The organism is Pseudoalteromonas luteoviolacea, assembly GCF_001696455.1.
Taxonomy (GTDB): domain Bacteria; phylum Pseudomonadota; class Gammaproteobacteria; order Enterobacterales; family Alteromonadaceae; genus Pseudoalteromonas; species Pseudoalteromonas luteoviolacea_C.
Genome location: NZ_MAUJ01000002.1, coordinates 41,445 through 61,349, shown reverse-complemented (window position 1 = coordinate 61,349; position 19,905 = coordinate 41,445). Strand labels below are relative to the sequence as shown.

The window sequence follows — 19,905 nt, the reverse complement described above, 5'->3', positions numbered from 1 at the left end:
TGCACTAATTAATTGATAGATGATGCCCAACTGCATGTAACAATATGTAATGTTTGTAGCGGTTGTTGAGTGCTAATGTTTTTAGAGTTCAATATTACTATACCCATAGAAATTTTATATTTAGGTTAATTTATTAATAGCTTATTCATTGCTAGGTGCACAGCGATTTGGGCTTTATTAATAAATTCCTAGATGATAAACGTGCTATCAACACCGATTAAGGACAGAACCATGGCTCACAAATGTAATCAATTATTTAACTGCGCTTGTGGCAGTAAATTATGGCAGAGCTTATTGCCAAAAGGTTTTAACCCGTCTTTCGAATTGAATGATCAAACCGAAGATAACGCGCCAGAGAGTTTTATTATGCACGCTGTAAATGGCGGCACAATTTTAACAATGCGGGAGGGAATGAATGAAAACGTCGAAGCAATTGGTATTAAAGACGGAAAAATTTTTGCTGTAGGTAGTTTTGAAGATGTAAAACCAAATTTCTCAGACTCAGATCCTGAGATTAAAATAGAAGGTTCTGCCACTTTAATTCCAGCATTTATTGAACCTCATGTGCATATTATTCCCAGCGCAGTAATTAATACAGGGTTAGATTTAAGCCCTTTTTATGGTCAGCAACTGCGGGAGAATGTGTTTCCCAAACAGGAATATAACTTTGAATGGATTAAAAAGGTCTTGACAGAAAAAGCAGCGAAGATAACAGCTGGTGAAGGTTGGATTCTAGGACATAATATGGACCCTTCATTATTCTCTTCTGGGAATAAAGTTATAAATGCGGACACGTTAGATGGCATATCTAATTCTGTGCCGATTTACATTACAAATACATCAGGACATTTGGCATATATTAATAATGCGGCGATTAAGGTCATTGACGATTATAATGCTGAAGGCAATGAAGGCAATGAAGGCAATGAAGGCAATGAAGGCAATGAAGGCAATGAAGGCAATGAAGGCAATGAAGGCAATGAAGGCAATGAAGGCAATGAAAATAGCAGTAAGTACCCTGATAAAAAAGAAGTTAGCACAGGTCACAACGGGGTACTTGAAGAACTCTCGGAGATGGTGCCAGTTTTAGAAGTTCTGATAGAAAAATATGACTGTGAAAAGGTCGAAGCTGAGGAAGATGACGAAAATAAGGTAACGTACAAACTTAAGCCACAAGCAAAAAAACGAATTGTACAAGAGTTAGAGAAGCTATTTGAAAATGCGGTGTCTAGCGGCATTACATATATGTTGGATGCTGCGCTAGATGAGAAGCAAATAGAGATTTTAAAAGCGTATGCCGAAACGGGTAAGGTGCGCATAGGCGGTGCATATTTGATAGATAGTTTGGATCAATTGAATACAAGCATCGGCTCTTTGGGTTTGCCCAACTCAGGTGACGAATACTTTAATCTTGCTTTTTTAAAGCTAATAGCAGATGGCTCTTCACAAGGGTTAACTGGCTATCAGTATACGCCGTATGATTGCAATGAAAACTATGACGTGTTTGCCCAAGCCGAACAGTCAGACTTCAATGAAGCAGATAAAGATAAAAATAAAATCAAGAATTTAGCAGAGCAAAATATTACTGGCCTGTTTAATTATGGCTATCCATTGGAGTTTAATGGACTAATGAGAATAGCCAATAATTATGGTTGGCCGACGATGACACATGCTAATGGCGATCACGCAATTGACAGAACGCTCAGTGCCTTCAAACAAGCTGGCATCACAGAAAAAACTAAAGAGCAACGGCGTGATAGGATTGAGCACTGCTCCTTGCTTTCACCAAGTACCATGGCTGAAATGGAACACCTTGGCATTTCACCAAGTTTTACTATTGGGCATGTCGGTTACTGGGGGTGGAATTTTAAAAATACCATTATAGGTCAACAACGAGCAGACCAATTAGATTTATGCGCATCAGCCATCAATAACCATGGTATGCGAATAACACTTCATAGTGATTATAGTGTTACGCCTATGGGGCCTCTGCGTTATATGGAGCAGGCCATCACTCGGTTAATGGAAAGTGCGCCAAACCAAAGCTTAGAAGTATTAAATCCGAATGAACGACTTACGCCATTTCAAGCTCTTAAAGCGATGACTTATGATGCGGCCTGGCAATGCCACGCAGATAAATGGGTAGGATCGTTGGAAGTTGGTAAATGCGCGGACTTCACGATTTTGGCAGAGTCACCGCTGAGGTATCAAAACCGCAAAAATATGGCTTACCCTGCACAAGGTATGCGTAACATTCCTGTGCTTAAAACTTTTAAAGGAGGTAAACAAGTATTTGCACAGCCTCAAGAATCATACCTGTCTAACATTTCATGGGACAATGACAGCAAAACCGTGGCCTTTAAATATACAGGGCCAAAAGTTTCACCACCAAAAGGCGTTGAGGCCCAAATTTGGTATCAGCTGCAAGATGAGAATGGCGATGCATTAACTCCTAAGTATACTGAGTCAATGAATAGCGTGTATTTTAATTCCCAGTTCGAGACATTTCTTGGTGATTTTGAAAGTTTAAGCTGTTTTTATTTAGTTGCAGGTGTTTATTTACAATCAAAACAAGCGGATGTGATTGCAACAAAAGCATTTATTGATAAATGCAGTGGCACATCTGAAGTGAACTATAAAACGAGCATTAACGAATTACATCTATTCAGATCATCTGGTTCTGTTAGTTTTGAGGTACCGCCGGGCATAAAAGAACCTGAACATAGTACTTGCTGGTTGTTTATTACAGATGTTAACACCAACTATGGTTGGGGTAATGGCCAGGGCGCACCAAATTTAGAAGGGGACGATTCAACACAAGGAACGAGCAAGCATACGGGTGTCTACTATTATAAAAACCTGACATTTGATGAGTTATCAAAAAGTCGCATCGACCTAGATGACCTCAACCTAGAGTCAGGTAAAACCTACAAAGTGGGTTTATGTTTAGGTAGTAATTATAGAATTGCGGCTTATGCAGTCACTCACTGTGTTGATAAACCTAACCCAATTGGTACTCTCTAAAAAGTAGTGTTCCACAAGTAACAATTTTTAAATTAACCCACTCCCAATTCGAGTGGGTTTTTCATGGGATGTTCAATTAAATTTATATGGCACTAACCAAGTGTATATTGTGATTAAATAAATTTGATCCCGCGCGTGAAGCCAGCAGGTCGAATAACTAAGTTTACATGTTTATTTATGTGATGTTTTTTGAGCAAGTGAAATACATTTTTGTACCTAAAGAAAGCTGCTCATTATTAAACTCAACTGGGTACACTTTTCCCGATGCAGATTTGAGCTCTACGTTAAAAGCGTGAGATCTACTTGCTCGTTCAAGAACCGCCGCTACTTTTTGGCCAGTTACAAAAAAATATTGACCGTCTGCACTCTCCGATTTATTTAATTTCTCTCCATCTACGTAGACGTCTAAGGAGGAATCAACTTTATTGACCATATTATCTATTGCCCGAATAATGTAGAAGCCCAAAACATGGCTTCCTTTTTTAAAATCATGAATTTTTTGTTGCTCAGATAATTTGTATCCTTTTCCCATATAAGAGAAGCTGGCAAGCACATGTAACTTAAATTCTGATGATATTTTCACATCCGTTTGCTGCTCCATTAAACAAATAGATTGTCTAAACCCTGGCTTCCAATACCCTCCAAGCGGCAGGGCTAAAGCTGAGAAACTAATAATAGTAAAAATCAAAAAACAGAATCTAAACATAAATTAATCATGTCTCGTTTGTCTAAGTGGTGAAAACTATCTCGCTAAATCAATGACTATGAACCGAAATGCTGACTTTCTATGCACATTGTTTGCTATGTGTATCTTACAGCGAGGCTTTGGAAACAATATATAAAACACTGCTAATTGACACAACTGGTGTAAATACCTAAAACGCTTGAAAAAATTGGCTTCAAGTTTAGCGTCTAAAACACAAAAATATACTGATAATAGCATGCAGCGGATAGAGATAGATAAACAGCATGGTGAAAGGACCCACTTAGTGAATTGCCAATATGAAACCAAGAGGTATAAATACAGACGCGCCATGTTACTCAGTTATAAAAGGACTGCTCTTATAAATATCGTTACTAATATTTCTTTGCGCTATTGTATTCATGAGGCGCTATTATTTATTGATTTAAACTTGGTTTGAAAACTAATAATCCCTCTTTGGTTGATTGCTAACTGGTTTATAATCGGTAATTACAAAAAAACCTAACAGATTTTCCCTAACTTCAATTTGAAGCCGATTGCCGACTGAGTGAGAATTCCAAAATTCCTTACTTACTTTTAGTTCGTGCGTCCCGAGATTTTTTGGGGAAATAATCAAGATATGGCTTGTTGATTTACTTCTACTTATTCGCTTTTCGGTAATTTCAGTTTCTAAGAACTTCGGCTCTTCAATAAATGCATAAGAATTTAAGAGTCCGACAATGGTTAGAAAAAAGAACATATATGTTGTTCGGCGCTGACTTCTAAAAAAGTTTCTTTTGTCTACAAAACTGTCCCATAGTTCAGATGGGTTGCGCTTTTTATGTAAAGCAAGGCCTATAACAAGACCAATTAAAGCAGTTCCAATCACAAGCTCTAAACCATAAAAGGTTCTATCCACAGTTTCGAACGAAAACCATATACCTAAAACTAGAAAGGTGAACCATAAAAGCTGAGACGTTTTGTCTGTTTTCATAAGTATCTAACCACCCCAAATTTTGATGTCATTTTTGATACATTGGTTAGTGTTCATTTAGTACGATACCAATAAAGTACGCTTGAAAAACTGCCGACAATAGTAATTGGTATCAACATTATTTTATTTATTAGACGGCTTTTGCAAATTTACTAAACCAATTGCCTTACTAGCTGCACGAAACCGCCAAGTGATATCATTAAACCCGTTGTTACAACCAGTTTCATTTTACTGGCGTGTTCATGGCCACCAAGGTGCGGAAATAATTTACCTGATCCAAATAAAGAAATTGTGATACCGCTAGTCAATAAAATAATTCCATCTAGTAGGTTACTGTAGTCCATTGATAAACCCCTTTTTCAAGTTCAAAGAATACAATATTAAATTATGTGGTTTCGTGTCAACAATGCCGGATATTCGAATAAACTTTGCTTTTCAAACCTGCTGGGCATTGAGGTCTATTAATTTAATGCTTATTGCGAATAACTGATCCTTGCTTTGTAACCTTTTGCTGTTCGTATTTCTTGATGAAGTAGCGAATTGGCCGCACCTAGCCGAGTTGGCTCTTTTGCAAAGAATACTTGTACATTAAGAATATGTTTTTGAAAATAATATTTTTCATATAGTGAATTTTTAAAATAAAATATTTACAATGTGAAACTATTGTGATTACCTTGTTGGTGAAATAATAAACAAATAAGGAAAGCAAAATGAAGTTACTATTAAACAAGAAAAAAGTTAAAAACCTATCTTCTAATCTTCAGCCAGTTGATAAAAACCAAACCCCCAAAATTGGTGGTGCTGGATTAGATGCTGGAGTATCAAATCGCCCTAGCTGTGCAAACTTTGACCGATGTTATATTGAAGTGTAAACGGACAAAGTTCTAACCGATTACGTTAAAAATTTAATTTGTAAGCCGCGCGTATTGCTTGCGGCTTACTATGCAAACCTTGTATCTCCCCTGCACTTTTGTAACTCAATCAGCGTTGTAATTTTTGCCTCGTTTCCAGTTGATGTAAACCTGAGTTAATTCATCGACTGCTTGCTGATGTTGGTTTACGGATAAGTTTTTTAGAATTTTTTTAACTTGTTCAGGTGCCCTTTTCTCATGAAAACTAATTGGTTCAGTCACTGAGTCGACATACAAATCGAGTTTAGCCAAACTACGAGCGCCAGCATTCCACATTAGTTTAGCGGAAGCGCGATTCATATTGGTATAGTGTTGCCACATTGTAGAATGGTCGACTTTTTGGTATTCAAATCTTGGTAGTAGTTGATGAGGATAAATACGTTCAACAATCTTGTTGCGAGCATCCAAAACGACAATGGAATGTGCTGAGCTTTTAGAAAAATCTGCGTGTAACTGATAATTTCCGACAGGCGCATCTAGTTTTAGACGTATTATATTGTTGCTATCTTGATGACTGCCTTGCCTGAATATGTATAAGAATACCTCTCTGTTTTTCTCAGCCAAGATGATTATTTCCGGCAAAATATCAGCGTCAATATTGCCGCAAAGGCCTGATATTAAATGTTCGGCTTTGAGAGAAACACTACTCAATCGGTCATCTTTTTGAATGTGCAGCATGCCTTTGTCTAAAAGTAGAGCGATAAGCTGAGTTTCTTGGCTTTTAAACTTCTGACATGCCAGTAATTGCTCACCAAGATTCAGCGGAATGGGTATAGACTCTAGAGGCGTCTTGTTACCCCCTTGTTTGATAACGACCGTGCCTTTTTCTATGTCGTGATAGAACATCTTGTTGTTCGCAAAACCGATTGGTTGAAGGGTTGTGCTCTTATTGTGTATTGCCCATGCATGAGAGGAATAAAGACAAAAGGTTAGCAACCAAAATGTGGTAATTACTTGGATTTTCATTACTTCTCCTTGCCGAGCCACTGTGAAATAGCTCGGCCTAAGTTTTAATTATCTTCCCATTGGGTTATGGATTGGTCTGCTGACGCCATCGACCCTATGTACCACACGCCAGATTTTTGCAGGGTTTCCAGTGTTTTTAGCTTTGTCTTGAATCTGTTTAAGGATCCGTAAAGCTCTCACATCACTGGAGTGCACAGCGTCTTCTCGACCGAGCATCGAAGGGTCTACGACGATATCGATTAGGTCGTAGTAATTATCGACACTTGCGGGCAAAAAGTAGCTCCTCACTGTGTAAGCATCCACTGCGCCAGGCAATGTATTGTTATCGCCATCTTGGACTTCACTGGCGATTGTGTTGTCAATATCAATAGAGAAGTTTATTTCGCTATTGCTGCCTTTTGTATGCTTGTACGTTCGCGCATAATATCCACCAGCAGACGCCCCCCAGCCAGCACCGGTTAGTTCAATTTCTACATCCCAGCTAACGCCAGCGTTAAACTCTAAGTCATATCCAAAGTAGTCAGTGATTGAACTGGCCGCGGTACTGTCTGTAGATAAAAAAGCGCCATCTGTAACACTCACTTTCGCCGTCAATAACTTATCTAGTGCAAAGCCCTCTGCACTTTCATTGTTTGCTTTGAACTCGGACTGGCCGTAACGTTTCAATAACTCCTCACTTTGTCGTTTATATTTAATGAGCCACGCAACCTCTTGACCAGGGTTAAAGTACGACTGACCAGTAGATACTTTATAATCACCTATATAGCCGTCTAGTGAGCCAGCCAATTGATACGCAGGGTTGATTTTAAATTTAATCGGAGCTTCGTCTTCGATTGCCCGACTAAAGTCGAGTGCATAGCCAATGAGTTTATTGTTTCTTGGATTGTATAACGCGTATCTATCAGCTGATAAAGTTGAAACGAATAGCGCACCTTCATTGTGCGGTTGCCACAATTCAGTGACATTGCCGTCATCATCTGTCTTGATACAGTTGTTGGTCCAAGGGTTAGAATCGCCATTACATGCTTCACTAGGTGGAGTACCGGTCAGTATTGATGCACGTTGCAGCGAATCTGAGAGGCTGTACTCTTTATCACCACCAAATATGGCACCTGCTCTTAGTTCAGCCGTAATATCGATTTTTTGGCTAACAAATGGGCTTTTCCCACCAAGGGTGAGCCTGCCAGAGACATTAGCGCCAGCGCTTTGGTCCAAGTCCAAGCTGTAAGTTACCCCGTTTTCTATGTTGATAGACGCCGATGTTGCATCCGAATAACCCCATTTACCGTTTTGATCTCGGCCGAGGTTTTCTTTTGGTACTGGGGGCGCACCTTCGATAAAGCCAATTAGGCTTGCATCCGCCGTAATACGTTTATCATATTCAGCAGTCAGACGATAAAGTGCGATATCACTCGCCACAAATTGATGTTTACCGTTATATGTTTGATGCAATTCCAAAAACTCTCGATATAAAATGCCTGCCTTTTCACCGTTTTGATCTACTAAACGGCCATTTTCAAATACAATTGGAGCAGTACTAAACCCTTCTAGAGGTTTGTCTTCACCATGATAGTAAGTGCCAAATTTAGGCGTGTAGATATAGACGTTATTGTTGCTCCAAGTTCTTGGCGAATTGCTGTGCCAGTCCATTACCCAGCGGTTATCCAATGTCAATCTCTGCTCGGTTGTTCGGTTTTGTGCACCCCAAGACATTTTTAGCTTACCGAATCGTTGATATAAGCTGGGGTCAAGTACACTTTCCATTAAAATATTAGAGCGGTCATTGTGTGATAAATGGCTGCCACGCCAGTACATATGGATCAAGCCATCACTTGCATAAGTCATTCTTGGTGCTGAATTAAAGCCCACAACTTCAAATGGCTGTAGTTTATAGGCGGGCCTTACAGAGTCTGACGTGCTGCGAAAACCCCCTGACTTTGTCATAGGATAATGCAGTGTACTCGTACGAATTTGACCAGATGCCTTGGTGGTTGCGGCAACGACTAGCTCTTCGTCTAGTACAACACGTTTCTGAGTGTCTTCATTTGTCACTGTGGCATTGATTGTAATCGCATCTAGCGCTTGAACAGCCCCTCTAACACTCGCTTGTACTTGTTGATACCAGCTGAAAGACTGCTTTTCGTCCTGCTCATTGATGTAGTCAAAATCACTTGTATCAAATAGCTTATCCTCGCCTTTTTTTACGGAGGAAATGCGTATTAATGACCTGTTTTTGCAGCTGGTAGCAAGGAGTATACGCTGTGAGTTTTGACCTGTAGAAGACGTCGTCGCCGTGATACTCCCCAGTTCGCAGCTTTGCCCATTGTGTATTGCAAACGGTACTTCAAAGGCTGGCTCGTAAAACAAGTCGCCGAACGCATCTGAGGTATCTATGATGTCGCTAGTCGCAAAGCGCTGATTTTGAGAGGGGTCATTAATGACTTGAACTGAACGGTCAAAGCGCTTTTGTGCTGCTTTATACCTAGATTCAACCAGTCTTTGTACCTCGCTTGCAACGTCTGAGTACGTAAAGCGTTCAACAATGACATTATTTTGGTACTCGCGGAATAAATATAAGTAGTTTCCGTCAGTTGTGACATCAAATTTCTCACCTGTGTAGGCGGCATTACATATAGGTTTAACATGTAAGTTTGTCCCACTACTTGGATTTGGAAAGTCGGCAGCGGTTAAAAAGCGCGCCCCAGACGGTAAATCGTTTTGGCATCTAGGATCATGACGTTTTCGATACAACGGCAATGTTTTGGCTTTTTTCCAGCCTGCGTCCCCTCTGACAATATACTTGATTTGGTTGCCATCATTATAAAAAACAAAGTTTTGTTGTTTGAAGTTAACGTCTTGGCTTATAGAAACCGAATTGTTTTCATCGAACTGAACGTTTGTTAGTGGGTTATATGGCGGGGTAATATACACATATGCAGACTCTCCTGACTCCGGTATCATCAATAGGTCTGGGTAACCATCACCAGAAAAGTCAGCAACTCTCATAGTTTTATAAGTATTGGCGTGACCACTGAAATGATTGGTGATCTGCCCACTCAAATTCATGGTTTTTTTGTGATGTACGCCAACGAATTCGATTTTTTTAAGCTCTGCATCCTGCTCTTGTTGCTGGGGTTGTGTTGAGTACAGAATAAATGGCACACCATTCCAAATAACGATGTCATCTCGATTATCATTATTAAAGTCCCCTATTCCCACCTGTTTGTTGTCAAAAACCGTTTTACCAGCAACTTCTAGCTGCGTTTTGCTAAATAAAGCAATGTTCTCTCTGACTATCTGTGATTGGTTTTGCTGCTTTTTGGTATGAACAGCTCGACTAAGTAAGACGGTATAGCTATACCCTGAGAAGTATACGATGTCGTCATTGCCATCACCGTTAAAGTCACCTGTACGCAGGTTAAAGAACTCTACATCTTGCATTTTGTCCTTTAACTCGTCATCGCTGCGGGTTTTTAGGTGATCGTCATTTGCATCAATATAGATTTTGCTGCGTTTAAACTTGCCTTCGGTATTTGGCTGGCCAAACCAAATATCAATTTGTGGCTCGGTGTCGCTATTTTCGTCAACGCCTTCAATTGTTTCGTTTTTATTCCAGCGCAAGATATCGCTTAAACCATCGCCATTAAAGTCAGCTATTCGAACAAAGGACTTGTCATTGGGAAACAAGCGTCCAGGGCGGTCTTCTGTGTTGTCACTGTCGCTGCTCATTGTAAGGTTTTTCATTGTGCCAATTTGGCCTCGATGGTTATATGCGACAGTCACATTTAAGCCAATGTCTTCGGCAAGATCCCCAGACTCTGTGCGTAAAACATCGTCAAGCCCATCGCCATTAAAGTCGCCGATATAGACATTATTGCCTTTGTAGCCATTATATAAATCACTCAGCTCTTGGCCTCTCGAGAAGTGCATCGAGTTCCCGTCAGTGGTGAAGCCACTGTGAATATTCGCAGACAGGAATTCGTCATGTCCCCAACTTTCAGAGCGTTCCTGTCTGAGCAGATCTTTACCGGGCGCATAGTCAAAATTACCAACATACAGAGAGACATGTTCGCCGTTGAAAATATGCAGCCCAGACTTGGCTTCATTTGCCCATGCGGGTCTTACAAAGTCCACATAGCTCCCTTTGTAGATAGACTCGTCTGTCGAAAGTGGTGTGGCCCCGACTCTCCCCCTGTGTTGGACAGTTGCTTTACTTAAAAAAACCTTTATTGCATGTTCTGTAGACTCGGGGTTTAAACGCACTATGTCTGCATTGCCATCACCATTAATATCTGTGGTATACACCTTTTCTGCATAAGACCAAGTGCCGTATTGCGTTGCGTTCAGCTCTTTATATTTCCAGGGAACATAACCATTATGTACAGAGTCTGTTTCTGTACTATTCGCGCTGAAAAGTGGAGAGATCAACAGCGCCGCCATAATGCTTTGCGCTATGTAATGTTTATTCACTGTTAATGTCCTTCTTTTGTTATTCGTATTGGTTGAGGCCGCTTACATGCAAATTCATCACGCTTTAAACGGCCATCAACAAAGCTAACCACTGGGTGATTAACGGTCTTCGAACATAACAATGCTGCACCAGCAGACTAAGTGAATAACTCACAATAGTTCTTAAATGGTCTTAAATCATGTGTGTGTTGACTCTTATCTCAATGAAAGTTTTGCTTATATTTGATACGAGTTAGATATTGGCATTTGATTTTCACTAAAAGCGGTACTCGATTCTTAAAATGAGAGAGCGTTAAATGTCATGAAAAAGTAGCAATTTTGTAACTGCTTGAATTAATCGTCCCGTTTATCCGGTCGTGTAATGAGTCAAAGAGGTCGTACCGATATATGGAGTAATTGTTGTTACGATGTATGTGTTCGGTAATGTTAAGCTGACTAGATTACAGAGGAAGGTAAAATTGCATTTTAAAGTTGGGAAATGGGTTTTGGATGATCGCCAGTATAAAATTACTTGCGACGATAGAAGTGTGGAGCTGACGCCAACATCTTTTAGGCTCTTAAAGTTACTTATTTCCAATCCGGCTAAGGTCATTTCTATTACAACAATTAAAGAGCAGGTTTGGAAAACGGAGTTTACAACCGACAACCTTGTGTATCAGACAATTAGAAACCTTAGATTGGCATTAGAAGACTCCGACGAGCAAGTATATATAAAAACAATTCCAAGATTTGGTTATCAATTGGTTGCACCAATTGAGCAGTTGAGCGGTGAATCTGAGCCTGTAGCGACTTCCTTTAATACAGCCTATTTACTGATAATTGCAGTTATCCCTCTAATTCTTGGGGTATTGCTGTGGTGGAATCTATCAAAAAGTGCCTCAAATGATATACAGCCAACTGACATGCAATTGCTAGTGATTAAAGACGGTATAGAGCATGCAAATAAAAGTAATGTGGTGGAACACTTTGAACAATTATTAGAGGTAGAAAAAGCCAAAACAATAAATGAAATCAACTTGTTTGAACAACTTAACCAACAGCAAGCCAGTACTAAAGTCGTGATCAAGTTTATACCTGAAAATAATCACGTATTGAGTATGGTCTTTGTGGGTACCCCTGCTCACCTAAGCTATGTAGACCTCAAACACGTAAATAAATTAGACAATAATGAAGCTTTTACTAGTTTATTCGGGGAGATCAAGCAGTCTGTATTAACGCGAGGCAACTCTGGCATAGCGACACTGGCAGCGTCTAACAATGAATTAAAGGCACTTGTTTCAGTGTCGAATAGTGCATCATTCAAAGAGGTTAAATCTGCGTTGTTGCTAGAAGTCGAGTCTAATAGCTTAAACGAAGATCAAAAAAGAGCTAAGTATGCTTTTATAGACACCTTACTGTCATTTTATCGGTTGGAAGATCATGGCGATGAGAAGTTGTTATCCGGCATAAATTACTTAGTTTCTCGCTACCACCAAAGCAATTATGCACTGATTGCCGCAGCCCTATTTATTGCAGATAGAGGTAGCCCTAATGTGGCGTTTCAATTAGTTGAAAATCTTGAACAAGATTTATTTCTTACGTTTGTGCAAGGGTTATTGCACATAGAAATTGACGAAAGTGATCGCGCGCTAAAGCATTTTGAACGGGTATTTAGCCTTGCACCAGAATTTGAAGATAACACCTTTTTTTACTTTTTAGAGTTATTTGAAAGTGACCTTAGTGAAGAACTTTCAAAGCATAGCAAGAGGTTATTAAATAGTGACTATTTTTCCACATCAAGCCACTTTATTTTATTCAATCAATACGTCAAACATGGCCAATTTGATAAGGCCATTTCCTTTTTAGTCGGGTTAAGTGGCAAGTTATCTTGTAACGATGATTTGGCAGGCTCGCTCGCATTGCTAAATGCGTCTCTTGGCAATGTTCAAGATAGCGAGCAATGGTTACAGCCGCTCAATAGAATTAATCATAGAGATTGGCGAATTCCTTGGGTTGTGTTTTCAAACTACCTATTTGAACAAAAGCTTGGCGAATACCCTATGTGGTATACCCGTTATCAAAAAGAGGTACTGGGCAGCGACAGTTTATATGAGCCATTATTTTTAAATACCTTGACCCACTATGCACTTGGAAACTTAGAATCAGCTAATTACACTTATGGATTAACTCAACACGCAACATCCGCTTTTAGTCGACCGAGTACCATTGAGATAGCCAATGCGGTGGCCCACACTTGGTTTGATCAAGAAAATCCCGCAGAGCGAGTTTCATACCTTTCTCAATTTGAAACACTGGCCCGAACAATCAAGTACGACGAAACTGCTCTACCTAACTTAATTTCTGCATTGTACTTTACCTCTTACGACGATATTAAGCAGGCTGAAAACGCGATTATAAATGGCTGTAAAAAAAGCCCCGCGATTTGTACGGTTTGGCGTTCAATACCTTTATTAAAGCAGGTTGTTAATACAGCGAAAGTGAATAAAGAAGTCATACTAGCTGGAAAGAAAATGGAGAACTTACAAACTCAACAGCTAAAAGCACTAAATAAAACACTTTTACCAATTTGCAGTGCAATATAGCTGTAGCGCTTTGAATGAGGTAAGCCTTGTAAGATATTAAGAAAGGCGTTGCGCACCACTAAAGTATCAATTTGAATTGATAGGCTCAGTTATTGAGGCAAGATTGTTTGTGATAGACGTTTATTCTCCACCACCTCCACCATCGGAAGATTGCCAGCTTTCACTACGACCCCCTTCCCCCCAACCACTGTAATCATGAATATCACCGGGAAGTTTTTGTCCGTTATGGTGACCAGAAGAGTATTCCTTTTCCATTTTATGATCTAAATATTTTTGAGTGCTGAAAATGGCAGCACCTAAGAAAATAAGTATGAAAGATAATATTTGAATCCAAAAAACGAACATAAATCCGACAGGTTGAAGCACCACACCCACTATTATAAATCCCAGTCCAATCCAATTTCTCGGTTCCATCAACACACCTACCAGTTTTCATTTTAGAAAAACCACAATAAATCAGACAATAATGAAAATAAAGTAGCAATTATTGAACAACTTCTATTTGAAAACATTTTCAATACAAGATTCTGAAATGTTTCGTGGCTTCAATTTAACATTATTATCACTATGGCAAGCGGTGTTAATTCGCTCATAACTGACTGCTAGAGGAACCTAAAATTAAGACCTAAAGCATAAACGCCAGATATGAGCGAAAGAGAATTAATGAACGTTTAAGTGGTAATCAATGACTTTCACATAAGGGCTTGGTGAATTGTGTCCATCAGTTCTGTTCCAAGGCCAGCCTGTACCGGCATTTCCACCAGCGACAGAGACATCCTTAATTGCAAAGTAAATTTTCTTGTCGGTTTGTTCGATTTCATCTGGTAATTGAAAACGAGTCCATACGTCCGGTTTCCAATCGTTAGGTCTTCGAATTCTGCTGGTATTTGTGGTTCCCGTATATCTTTCGCCAGAATATTTAAGTGCATTGATGGGCGTTGCGTCAGCAAAGTTGTCGTTGGTAATGGGGGCCAGAGACCAGCGAATCTCGAATGTACTAAACTTGCCGTTGCCCAGCTTGTCGAACGACTTGTCTTTAAAGCCTATTTCCCAGTTGTCTGTGTTTGGCCAATAGCCAACCCAAAGTGACGTAATTGATTCATCGTTTTGATGAGGTTCATCTGTATCAGAAGTCGAGTAGAATTTCAGTTCATCGATGACATAACTTGTTTTGGTTGGTTGCGGGTATCGGATTTCCATATACATCTGATTAAGCTGTGCAAAATAATGCTTTCCATCACTTTCTAGTGTGGGGTTATTAGCCAACGGCTTACCGTTTTGGCCACGATGATGTGTTGGGTGTTGATCCAGTAAAACGTGGATCCAAGCGCCTGGGTTTATTCCTAAATAATGATAGTAATGTTGATTACCCGGACCCTCATATGGGCACCCTTGACCACTGCCTGATGGGTCACCTCCAGTTCGCCAGCATAGATATGTGCCGACATGAAAGTTTGTACCTATACTGCCCATACCGCCGTCATCGCTCATCGGCGCTAAACCTTCTGCTTTTAAGTAAAAACTCATTCTATCGGTACTGTTATTGGTGATCCCCCTTTCACTTAATGGTTTTCCATCATACCAAAGCCACCAAGTGCTTCTGTGGTCGGTGCTATTGGGCAATTCCTCTACGACAAGCGCGCCACCTGAGTTCGTAGAAGGTGCTCTATCTGTGACCGTTACCCTCGCAGTGTTTAATTTACCATAATCCCCTTTGTTGAATGAGCGTGGGCCCTGCCCCCATCTAAATCGCTCGCCATCTCCTAAAGTTGAATGGCTACCAAGTATCCAACCTGGGTTGCTGTAGGCAACGTCATCTTGCCAAGTCCACCCTTCTAAAGATTGATTCAAGCCTTTGTTCCAATCAAACAGTACGCCATTTGATTCAATCGGTATTTCGGGCGGCTCGTTCCCATCATTTGGATCGCCATCGCCCCCGCCATTATCAGGCGGCGTATGAAGAGCTAGGTCAATGGCGAAATTAGCCTCGACCGTGCTTCCACTCTCACTTACCGCTTTTACTGTGATATTTTTTATTGGATTGTCTAAGGGATTCAGACACTCATACCTTGTCATAAACACCTTGCCGCTCCCACTTTTTATTTCAAAACATCCGTCGGCATTATCGGTAAGGGAGTATGTTATTTTTTTTCCTTCTTCATATGCAAATGCTGTGACTCCTATGGCCCCACACTCGTCTCCAAGCAGTGCATCAGTAATCTTATTTTGACGAAAATCAATGTCGTAAATCTGACTTAGAGTTGAACCTGACTGAGCATACAAATTTGTAGACATAAGCGTTGTGAGCAGCATGATGCCGCTTGTGGTGAATATATTTTTTTCCAAAATAAATTTCCTTTTAAGTACGTTTTGATTTGATTACATATTTTTGATTGTTCGCATTTTATTAGTGAGGTTGAATAGCCTCCTCGATTATTGAAAGACTTTTATTGTGGCTCTTGCTTTATAATGTGAGCTATTTTGAGCGCGAGACGGGTAATGGAAATACAATGAATTGTTGCAAACTAACCTAACTATTTTGTGTAGCATGGTGTGGTTGTAATAATTTATCACTGCTGAACTTTGCGATCAATATATTGTATACACTTGTTTTTTTAGAATCAGCAATAGGACGAATGCTTTATGCTTTCATTTATCGTGGATTGCCATTCATCGAATGAAATGAGAGTGGAGAAATCTATATTTGCTTAAATGATGGTGAGTCTAGTTAAGCTTTTACAATGCTCGTGGGGAAAGTCCACGTTAATAAGTGGCAGAATCACCCTATTAACGGATAAATAGATAAAGTGGATAGCAACGTTGTTGAAATTTATTAAAAGGTAAATTGGTGTTTTTGATCACAAATAATTCAATTGTTTTTACATTTTGATTTAAAGAGACTGGTTTTTGTCACATTTTTCTAGTGTGTACCTTTGCATGAGCAGTTTAAAAATAAGGATAATGAAATGAAAAAAATGCTAGCAGCCCTTACTTTATCAACTGTCGTTCTGCCAAACGTAGCCTTGGCAACAACGGCAACAGTTTATTCGTATGATCAAATACTCACGCCTCCAACAGTTCCAGATCAGGCTATTTATGCTCACGTTGACGTAGTTAGAGTGTCAACAGTCAATGATTTTGACTTTGATGGTAATAACGCCGCTTTGTTACCAGAGGTAACTTATGATGATAACAACAGTATTTACTACACGGGTGAAGGAAGCCAGCCCAGAAGTATCGCGGCCGGTGAGGTGGTATTACATTTACAATGCAATCTAAACAAAAATACAAATCCTGGCGGATATCGCGGAAAAGCGTCAATCGCTGTGACTCTAGAGCCGGGTGCAGAGTATGAGCTTTATGCTGTTCAAGCATCTAAGCTAACAAGTTGGTTTGGCGCCCCCCCAACTAATTTTTACGCGTGTGTACCTGGTATAAGAAAACGCTAAACAAGGTCTATTGGCTTATTTTAAAGAAATAAGTGCTAATAAGCGGGCTTGGACTGTCACAAGCCCGGTTTTACTAATCTATTATTACCTGATTGAGGTTAATGCGTTCGGCACACAGAGTATGCAGTGCAAAAATGTGTATATGCAGAATCTTTTGGCTTGCCACCCGCAACTTTTGGCGTTATTTCTTCAGATAGGTACTTACCATCGTTGCTAAGACTTTTTAATTTTCTTTTAATTAATATTACTTTCATTTTATTTCCTTAAAAATTTAAAGTAATAAAACTGAACCCTGTATGTGGGTAATGCACGGTTTTATATTTTATTGAAACAGGTTGTCTCTTTTATTGAGATATACCTGCCCTCGTTGTGCGGTTATATTTTGCGCAACAATAAAAACTTACCTGTATATTTAGATAATTGCAATATCTCAAAGCGTTTCAGCGTTTGCTTCTTGATTGCTGCCCCCTATTCCATTTCCCTAGCTTTACGTAACTTACCCAATAAGTAAGCGACTACGCCTCGTTGAACTAGAGGTTTGAGTCTCTCCTACTGACGATCCCTGTAAGAGCAAATCAGTGTGCCATTTGTTTATACAGGTGGGTAACTGCGGCGGGCTGTGTTTGTAGAACGCGATTACTTCCCTTACAAAATTGTTGGTCCCTCGGGTGGATTACAAAACTTGGATGGTGTCGATTTATGGCGTTATTAAAAACGGGGTTAATGTTGATAACCATCAATCTGTGCAGACCTAGTCATTGTTAAGATTAAGCCTCCCAAGACAATAAGGAACATGTCCATGCGCGATTTTACAAGCTTGTTGTTTAATAAGAGACTACTTTGGTTACAGATCTTAATAGCACTTACCCTTGGCGTCGTGATTGGTTTAGTACTTTCGCCAAAAGGAGCCGCTTTACTGGATCAGCAAGATGCAGAGCAAGTTGCACAGTGGGTTGCGCTGCCAGGGAAATTGTTTTTGGCGCTGATTCAGATGGTGGTAATCCCATTGGTGATGTCATCGATTATTTTGGGCATAGCCGGAAATCAAGATACGCGTTTTTTGAAAAGGGTCGGATTAAGAATATTCCCCTACTTTGTCGTCACTACAATTATCTCTGTTAGTATAGGGGTACTCATTGTTAGCTTGTTCAACCCAGGTTTTTATGTAGAAAGCCAGTTGTTAACCAATTTGGGTGTGAGCATAGCAGCGACGTCATCAGAGCCTTTAGCAGCAATGAGCATTCCTGAACGAGTGGCTTCGATGATCCCTGCAAATTTCACACAATCAACACTAGATAAAGACATGTTTGCAGTGGTTATGTATGCAGGCTTCATCGGGGTTGCATTGACAACACTCGTAGTAAAGCAAAAGTTATTACTGCTTGATTTAACGCAAGCCGTACAATCTTTGTCTTTAAAGATTGTGAATTGGGCCATGCACCTTGCTCCATTTGCTGTATTTGGCCTGCTTTGTGATATCACAATTCGAATTGGCATTGATGCTTTGGTTGGCGTTTCAGCCTATGTCGGAACTGTGATTGTCGGTCTGCTTGTTTTACTTTTCGTCTATTTGTCGTTGGTTTGCTTGATTGCTCGCTTGAACCCTTGGACTTTTATAAAGTCCATAAAGGATGCACAACTTTTGGCATTTTCAACATCTAGTTCAGCTGCTGTGATGCCTTTGTCTATGCAAATTGCTGAGCACAGGCTTGGTGTTAAAAAACCAATTGTCCAGTTTATTGTGCCACTTGGGGCAACTATTAATATGGACGGTACCGCCTTATATCAAGTAATCGCTGCCCTGTTTTTAACACAGGTTTTTGGAATACACCTTTCAAATAGCCAAGTCGTATTATTGATGCTAACAACCGTCGGCGCTTCGATTGGCTCACCCAGCACCCCAGGCGTAGGTATCGTGATATTAGCCTCTGTATTGGCCAGTTTTGGGATTCCGCCTTCAGGCATTGCGCTTATTCTCGGCGTAGACCGAATATTAGATATGTGCCGCACAACCTTGAACGTTACTGGTGATTTAACCGCATGCGTGGTGATGAACCGTTGGTTACCGGTTCGTGATTGATGGCAGGCCCTGCACTAAACCTCTAATTTGGAAGGCTGCCTAAAGCAACGGGTCTTTTCATTATTTGTCGGGTCTACGGTTTCCCATTCGGTATCCGTTATGAGTGTTGTGTGATACTCAGTGGTGTCCTCTCTAAATGCCTGCTCGAGGTCTTTTATCATATCCGTGCTAATGCCACCTAAAGGGTTGCTGATAATATTGGTCTGAATTTGTGCAGTGGTATATTTCATTTTTGATTCTTTATACGTAAAACTGCCTTTAATTCTTACGTTTATCGAGCCTATGTCCAGCTTATCAAGGTACTTATATTTGCTAACAGCATCATAGATGTAGGTATATTCAGAAGCATTGTAGCTATATTTTGAGGTGATCTTTATCGAGATTTCACTTTCCTTGATGTTCTGTACACAGTGCCAATGGCCATTGATAAGCGCCAAATGTTGTGATTCGCTAGTCAACCCATCAGTCGAGAAAAATATTGTAATAAACAACCACATATATCTTTTTCCTTCCATGTTCAATTGTATCCAAATTTGGTTATTGTTGATGTTTTTAATCTAAATCAATAACAGCCTTGATTTAAATGAACAACTTTTCTTTGTAGCGCCTGTGAATGAGGTTTTTACTTCAGTAAGGTCTGAGACACCATGCTATATTCATAATATTATCATGCGATTAGCTCAAAGGTATCCCTTTTTTATTTTTACACTACACTTTATATTGAACGTAGTAATGGGGATAGTGAGT

Annotated in this window: 14 protein-coding genes; 5 read left to right on the top strand and 9 right to left on the bottom strand. The window is 40.0% G+C overall.

The annotated features are described in order from the left end of the window. Window positions 1–231 precede the first annotated feature (231 nt). Window positions 232–3,024, top strand: a complete 2,793-nt coding sequence (locus A7985_RS08870) for an amidohydrolase (RefSeq protein ID WP_065790119.1) — start codon at window positions 232–234, stop codon at window positions 3,022–3,024. 175 nt (window positions 3,025–3,199) lie between these two features. On the opposite strand, the gene A7985_RS08865 is transcribed toward A7985_RS08870, so the two are convergent. From A7985_RS08865 to A7985_RS08855, 3 genes are all read right to left on the bottom strand, one after another. Continuing rightward, entirely contained in the window at window positions 3,200–3,730 is a 531-nt protein-coding gene (locus A7985_RS08865; RefSeq protein ID WP_141685309.1) for a hypothetical protein, read from the bottom strand. Between the two features lie 439 nt (window positions 3,731–4,169). After that, window positions 4,170–4,700, bottom strand: coding sequence for a hypothetical protein (locus A7985_RS08860; RefSeq protein WP_065790117.1), 531 nt, complete (start codon window positions 4,698–4,700; stop codon window positions 4,170–4,172). A gap of 152 nt (window positions 4,701–4,852) precedes the next feature. Further along, on the bottom strand, window positions 4,853–5,044 hold the full coding sequence (locus A7985_RS08855; RefSeq protein WP_065790116.1) for a hypothetical protein: 192 nt from the start codon (window positions 5,042–5,044) through the stop codon (window positions 4,853–4,855). 366 nt (window positions 5,045–5,410) lie between these two features. Here A7985_RS08855 and A7985_RS26440 point away from each other — a divergent pair, with 366 nt between their 5' ends. Further along, window positions 5,411–5,572, top strand: a complete 162-nt coding sequence (locus A7985_RS26440; RefSeq protein ID WP_176716716.1) for a hypothetical protein — start codon at window positions 5,411–5,413, stop codon at window positions 5,570–5,572. 105 nt (window positions 5,573–5,677) lie between these two features. Here A7985_RS26440 and A7985_RS08850 read toward each other — a convergent pair whose 3' ends face one another. Then, window positions 5,678–6,577: a hypothetical protein gene (locus tag A7985_RS08850; protein WP_065790115.1), complete on the bottom strand. Its 900-nt coding sequence runs from the start codon at window positions 6,575–6,577 to the stop codon at window positions 5,678–5,680. Window positions 6,578–6,625: 48 nt separating this feature from the next. Next, entirely contained in the window at window positions 6,626–11,047 is a 4,422-nt protein-coding gene (locus A7985_RS08845; protein ID WP_065790114.1) for an FG-GAP repeat domain-containing protein, read from the bottom strand. Window positions 11,048–11,505: 458 nt separating this feature from the next. Here A7985_RS08845 and A7985_RS08840 point away from each other — a divergent pair, with 458 nt between their 5' ends. Further along, a complete protein-coding gene (locus A7985_RS08840) occupies window positions 11,506–13,629 on the top strand; it encodes a winged helix-turn-helix domain-containing protein (RefSeq protein ID WP_176716715.1) in 2,124 nt (707 codons plus the stop codon). A gap of 120 nt (window positions 13,630–13,749) precedes the next feature. Here the strand turns inward: A7985_RS08840 and A7985_RS08835 are convergent, their stop codons facing one another. Beyond that, a complete protein-coding gene (locus A7985_RS08835) occupies window positions 13,750–14,043 on the bottom strand; it encodes a hypothetical protein (RefSeq protein WP_065790112.1) in 294 nt (97 codons plus the stop codon). Window positions 14,044–14,289: 246 nt separating this feature from the next. Beyond that, window positions 14,290–15,975 (bottom strand): hypothetical protein, encoded by a 1,686-nt coding sequence (locus A7985_RS08830; protein WP_065790111.1) that lies wholly within the window; start codon window positions 15,973–15,975, stop codon window positions 14,290–14,292. Window positions 15,976–16,595: 620 nt separating this feature from the next. Between A7985_RS08830 and A7985_RS08825 the strand changes: the two genes are divergently transcribed. Next, complete coding sequence (locus A7985_RS08825; RefSeq protein ID WP_065790110.1) at window positions 16,596–17,078, top strand: hypothetical protein; 483 nt, start codon at window positions 16,596–16,598, stop codon at window positions 17,076–17,078. A gap of 98 nt (window positions 17,079–17,176) precedes the next feature. Here A7985_RS08825 and A7985_RS26435 read toward each other — a convergent pair whose 3' ends face one another. Then, window positions 17,177–17,332, bottom strand: coding sequence for a hypothetical protein (locus A7985_RS26435; protein WP_176716714.1), 156 nt, complete (start codon window positions 17,330–17,332; stop codon window positions 17,177–17,179). 545 nt (window positions 17,333–17,877) lie between these two features. Between A7985_RS26435 and A7985_RS08820 the strand changes: the two genes are divergently transcribed. Beyond that, window positions 17,878–19,158, top strand: coding sequence for a dicarboxylate/amino acid:cation symporter (locus A7985_RS08820; RefSeq protein ID WP_256096666.1), 1,281 nt, complete (start codon window positions 17,878–17,880; stop codon window positions 19,156–19,158). Window positions 19,159–19,172: 14 nt separating this feature from the next. Here the strand turns inward: A7985_RS08820 and A7985_RS08815 are convergent, their stop codons facing one another. Continuing rightward, window positions 19,173–19,655: a hypothetical protein gene (locus A7985_RS08815; protein ID WP_065790108.1), complete on the bottom strand. Its 483-nt coding sequence runs from the start codon at window positions 19,653–19,655 to the stop codon at window positions 19,173–19,175. Window positions 19,656–19,905 lie beyond the last annotated feature (250 nt).

Coding starts and splice junctions, on each gene's coding strand:
- A7985_RS08835 (WP_065790112.1), bottom strand. CDS start 14,043: ATGGAACCGAGAAATTGGATTGGACTGGGATTTATAATAGTGGGTGTG.
- A7985_RS08850 (WP_065790115.1), bottom strand. CDS start 6,577: ATGAAAATCCAAGTAATTACCACATTTTGGTTGCTAACCTTTTGTCTT.
- A7985_RS08825 (WP_065790110.1), top strand. CDS start 16,596: ATGAAAAAAATGCTAGCAGCCCTTACTTTATCAACTGTCGTTCTGCCA.
- A7985_RS26435 (WP_176716714.1), bottom strand. CDS start 17,332: ATGAAAGTAATATTAATTAAAAGAAAATTAAAAAGTCTTAGCAACGAT.
- A7985_RS08860 (WP_065790117.1), bottom strand. CDS start 4,700: ATGAAAACAGACAAAACGTCTCAGCTTTTATGGTTCACCTTTCTAGTT.
- A7985_RS08815 (WP_065790108.1), bottom strand. CDS start 19,655: ATGTGGTTGTTTATTACAATATTTTTCTCGACTGATGGGTTGACTAGC.
- A7985_RS08865 (WP_141685309.1), bottom strand. CDS start 3,730: ATGTTTAGATTCTGTTTTTTGATTTTTACTATTATTAGTTTCTCAGCT.
- A7985_RS08855 (WP_065790116.1), bottom strand. CDS start 5,044: ATGGACTACAGTAACCTACTAGATGGAATTATTTTATTGACTAGCGGT.
- A7985_RS08870 (WP_065790119.1), top strand. CDS start 232: ATGGCTCACAAATGTAATCAATTATTTAACTGCGCTTGTGGCAGTAAA.
- A7985_RS08820 (WP_256096666.1), top strand. CDS start 17,878: ATGCGCGATTTTACAAGCTTGTTGTTTAATAAGAGACTACTTTGGTTA.
- A7985_RS26440 (WP_176716716.1), top strand. CDS start 5,411: ATGAAGTTACTATTAAACAAGAAAAAAGTTAAAAACCTATCTTCTAAT.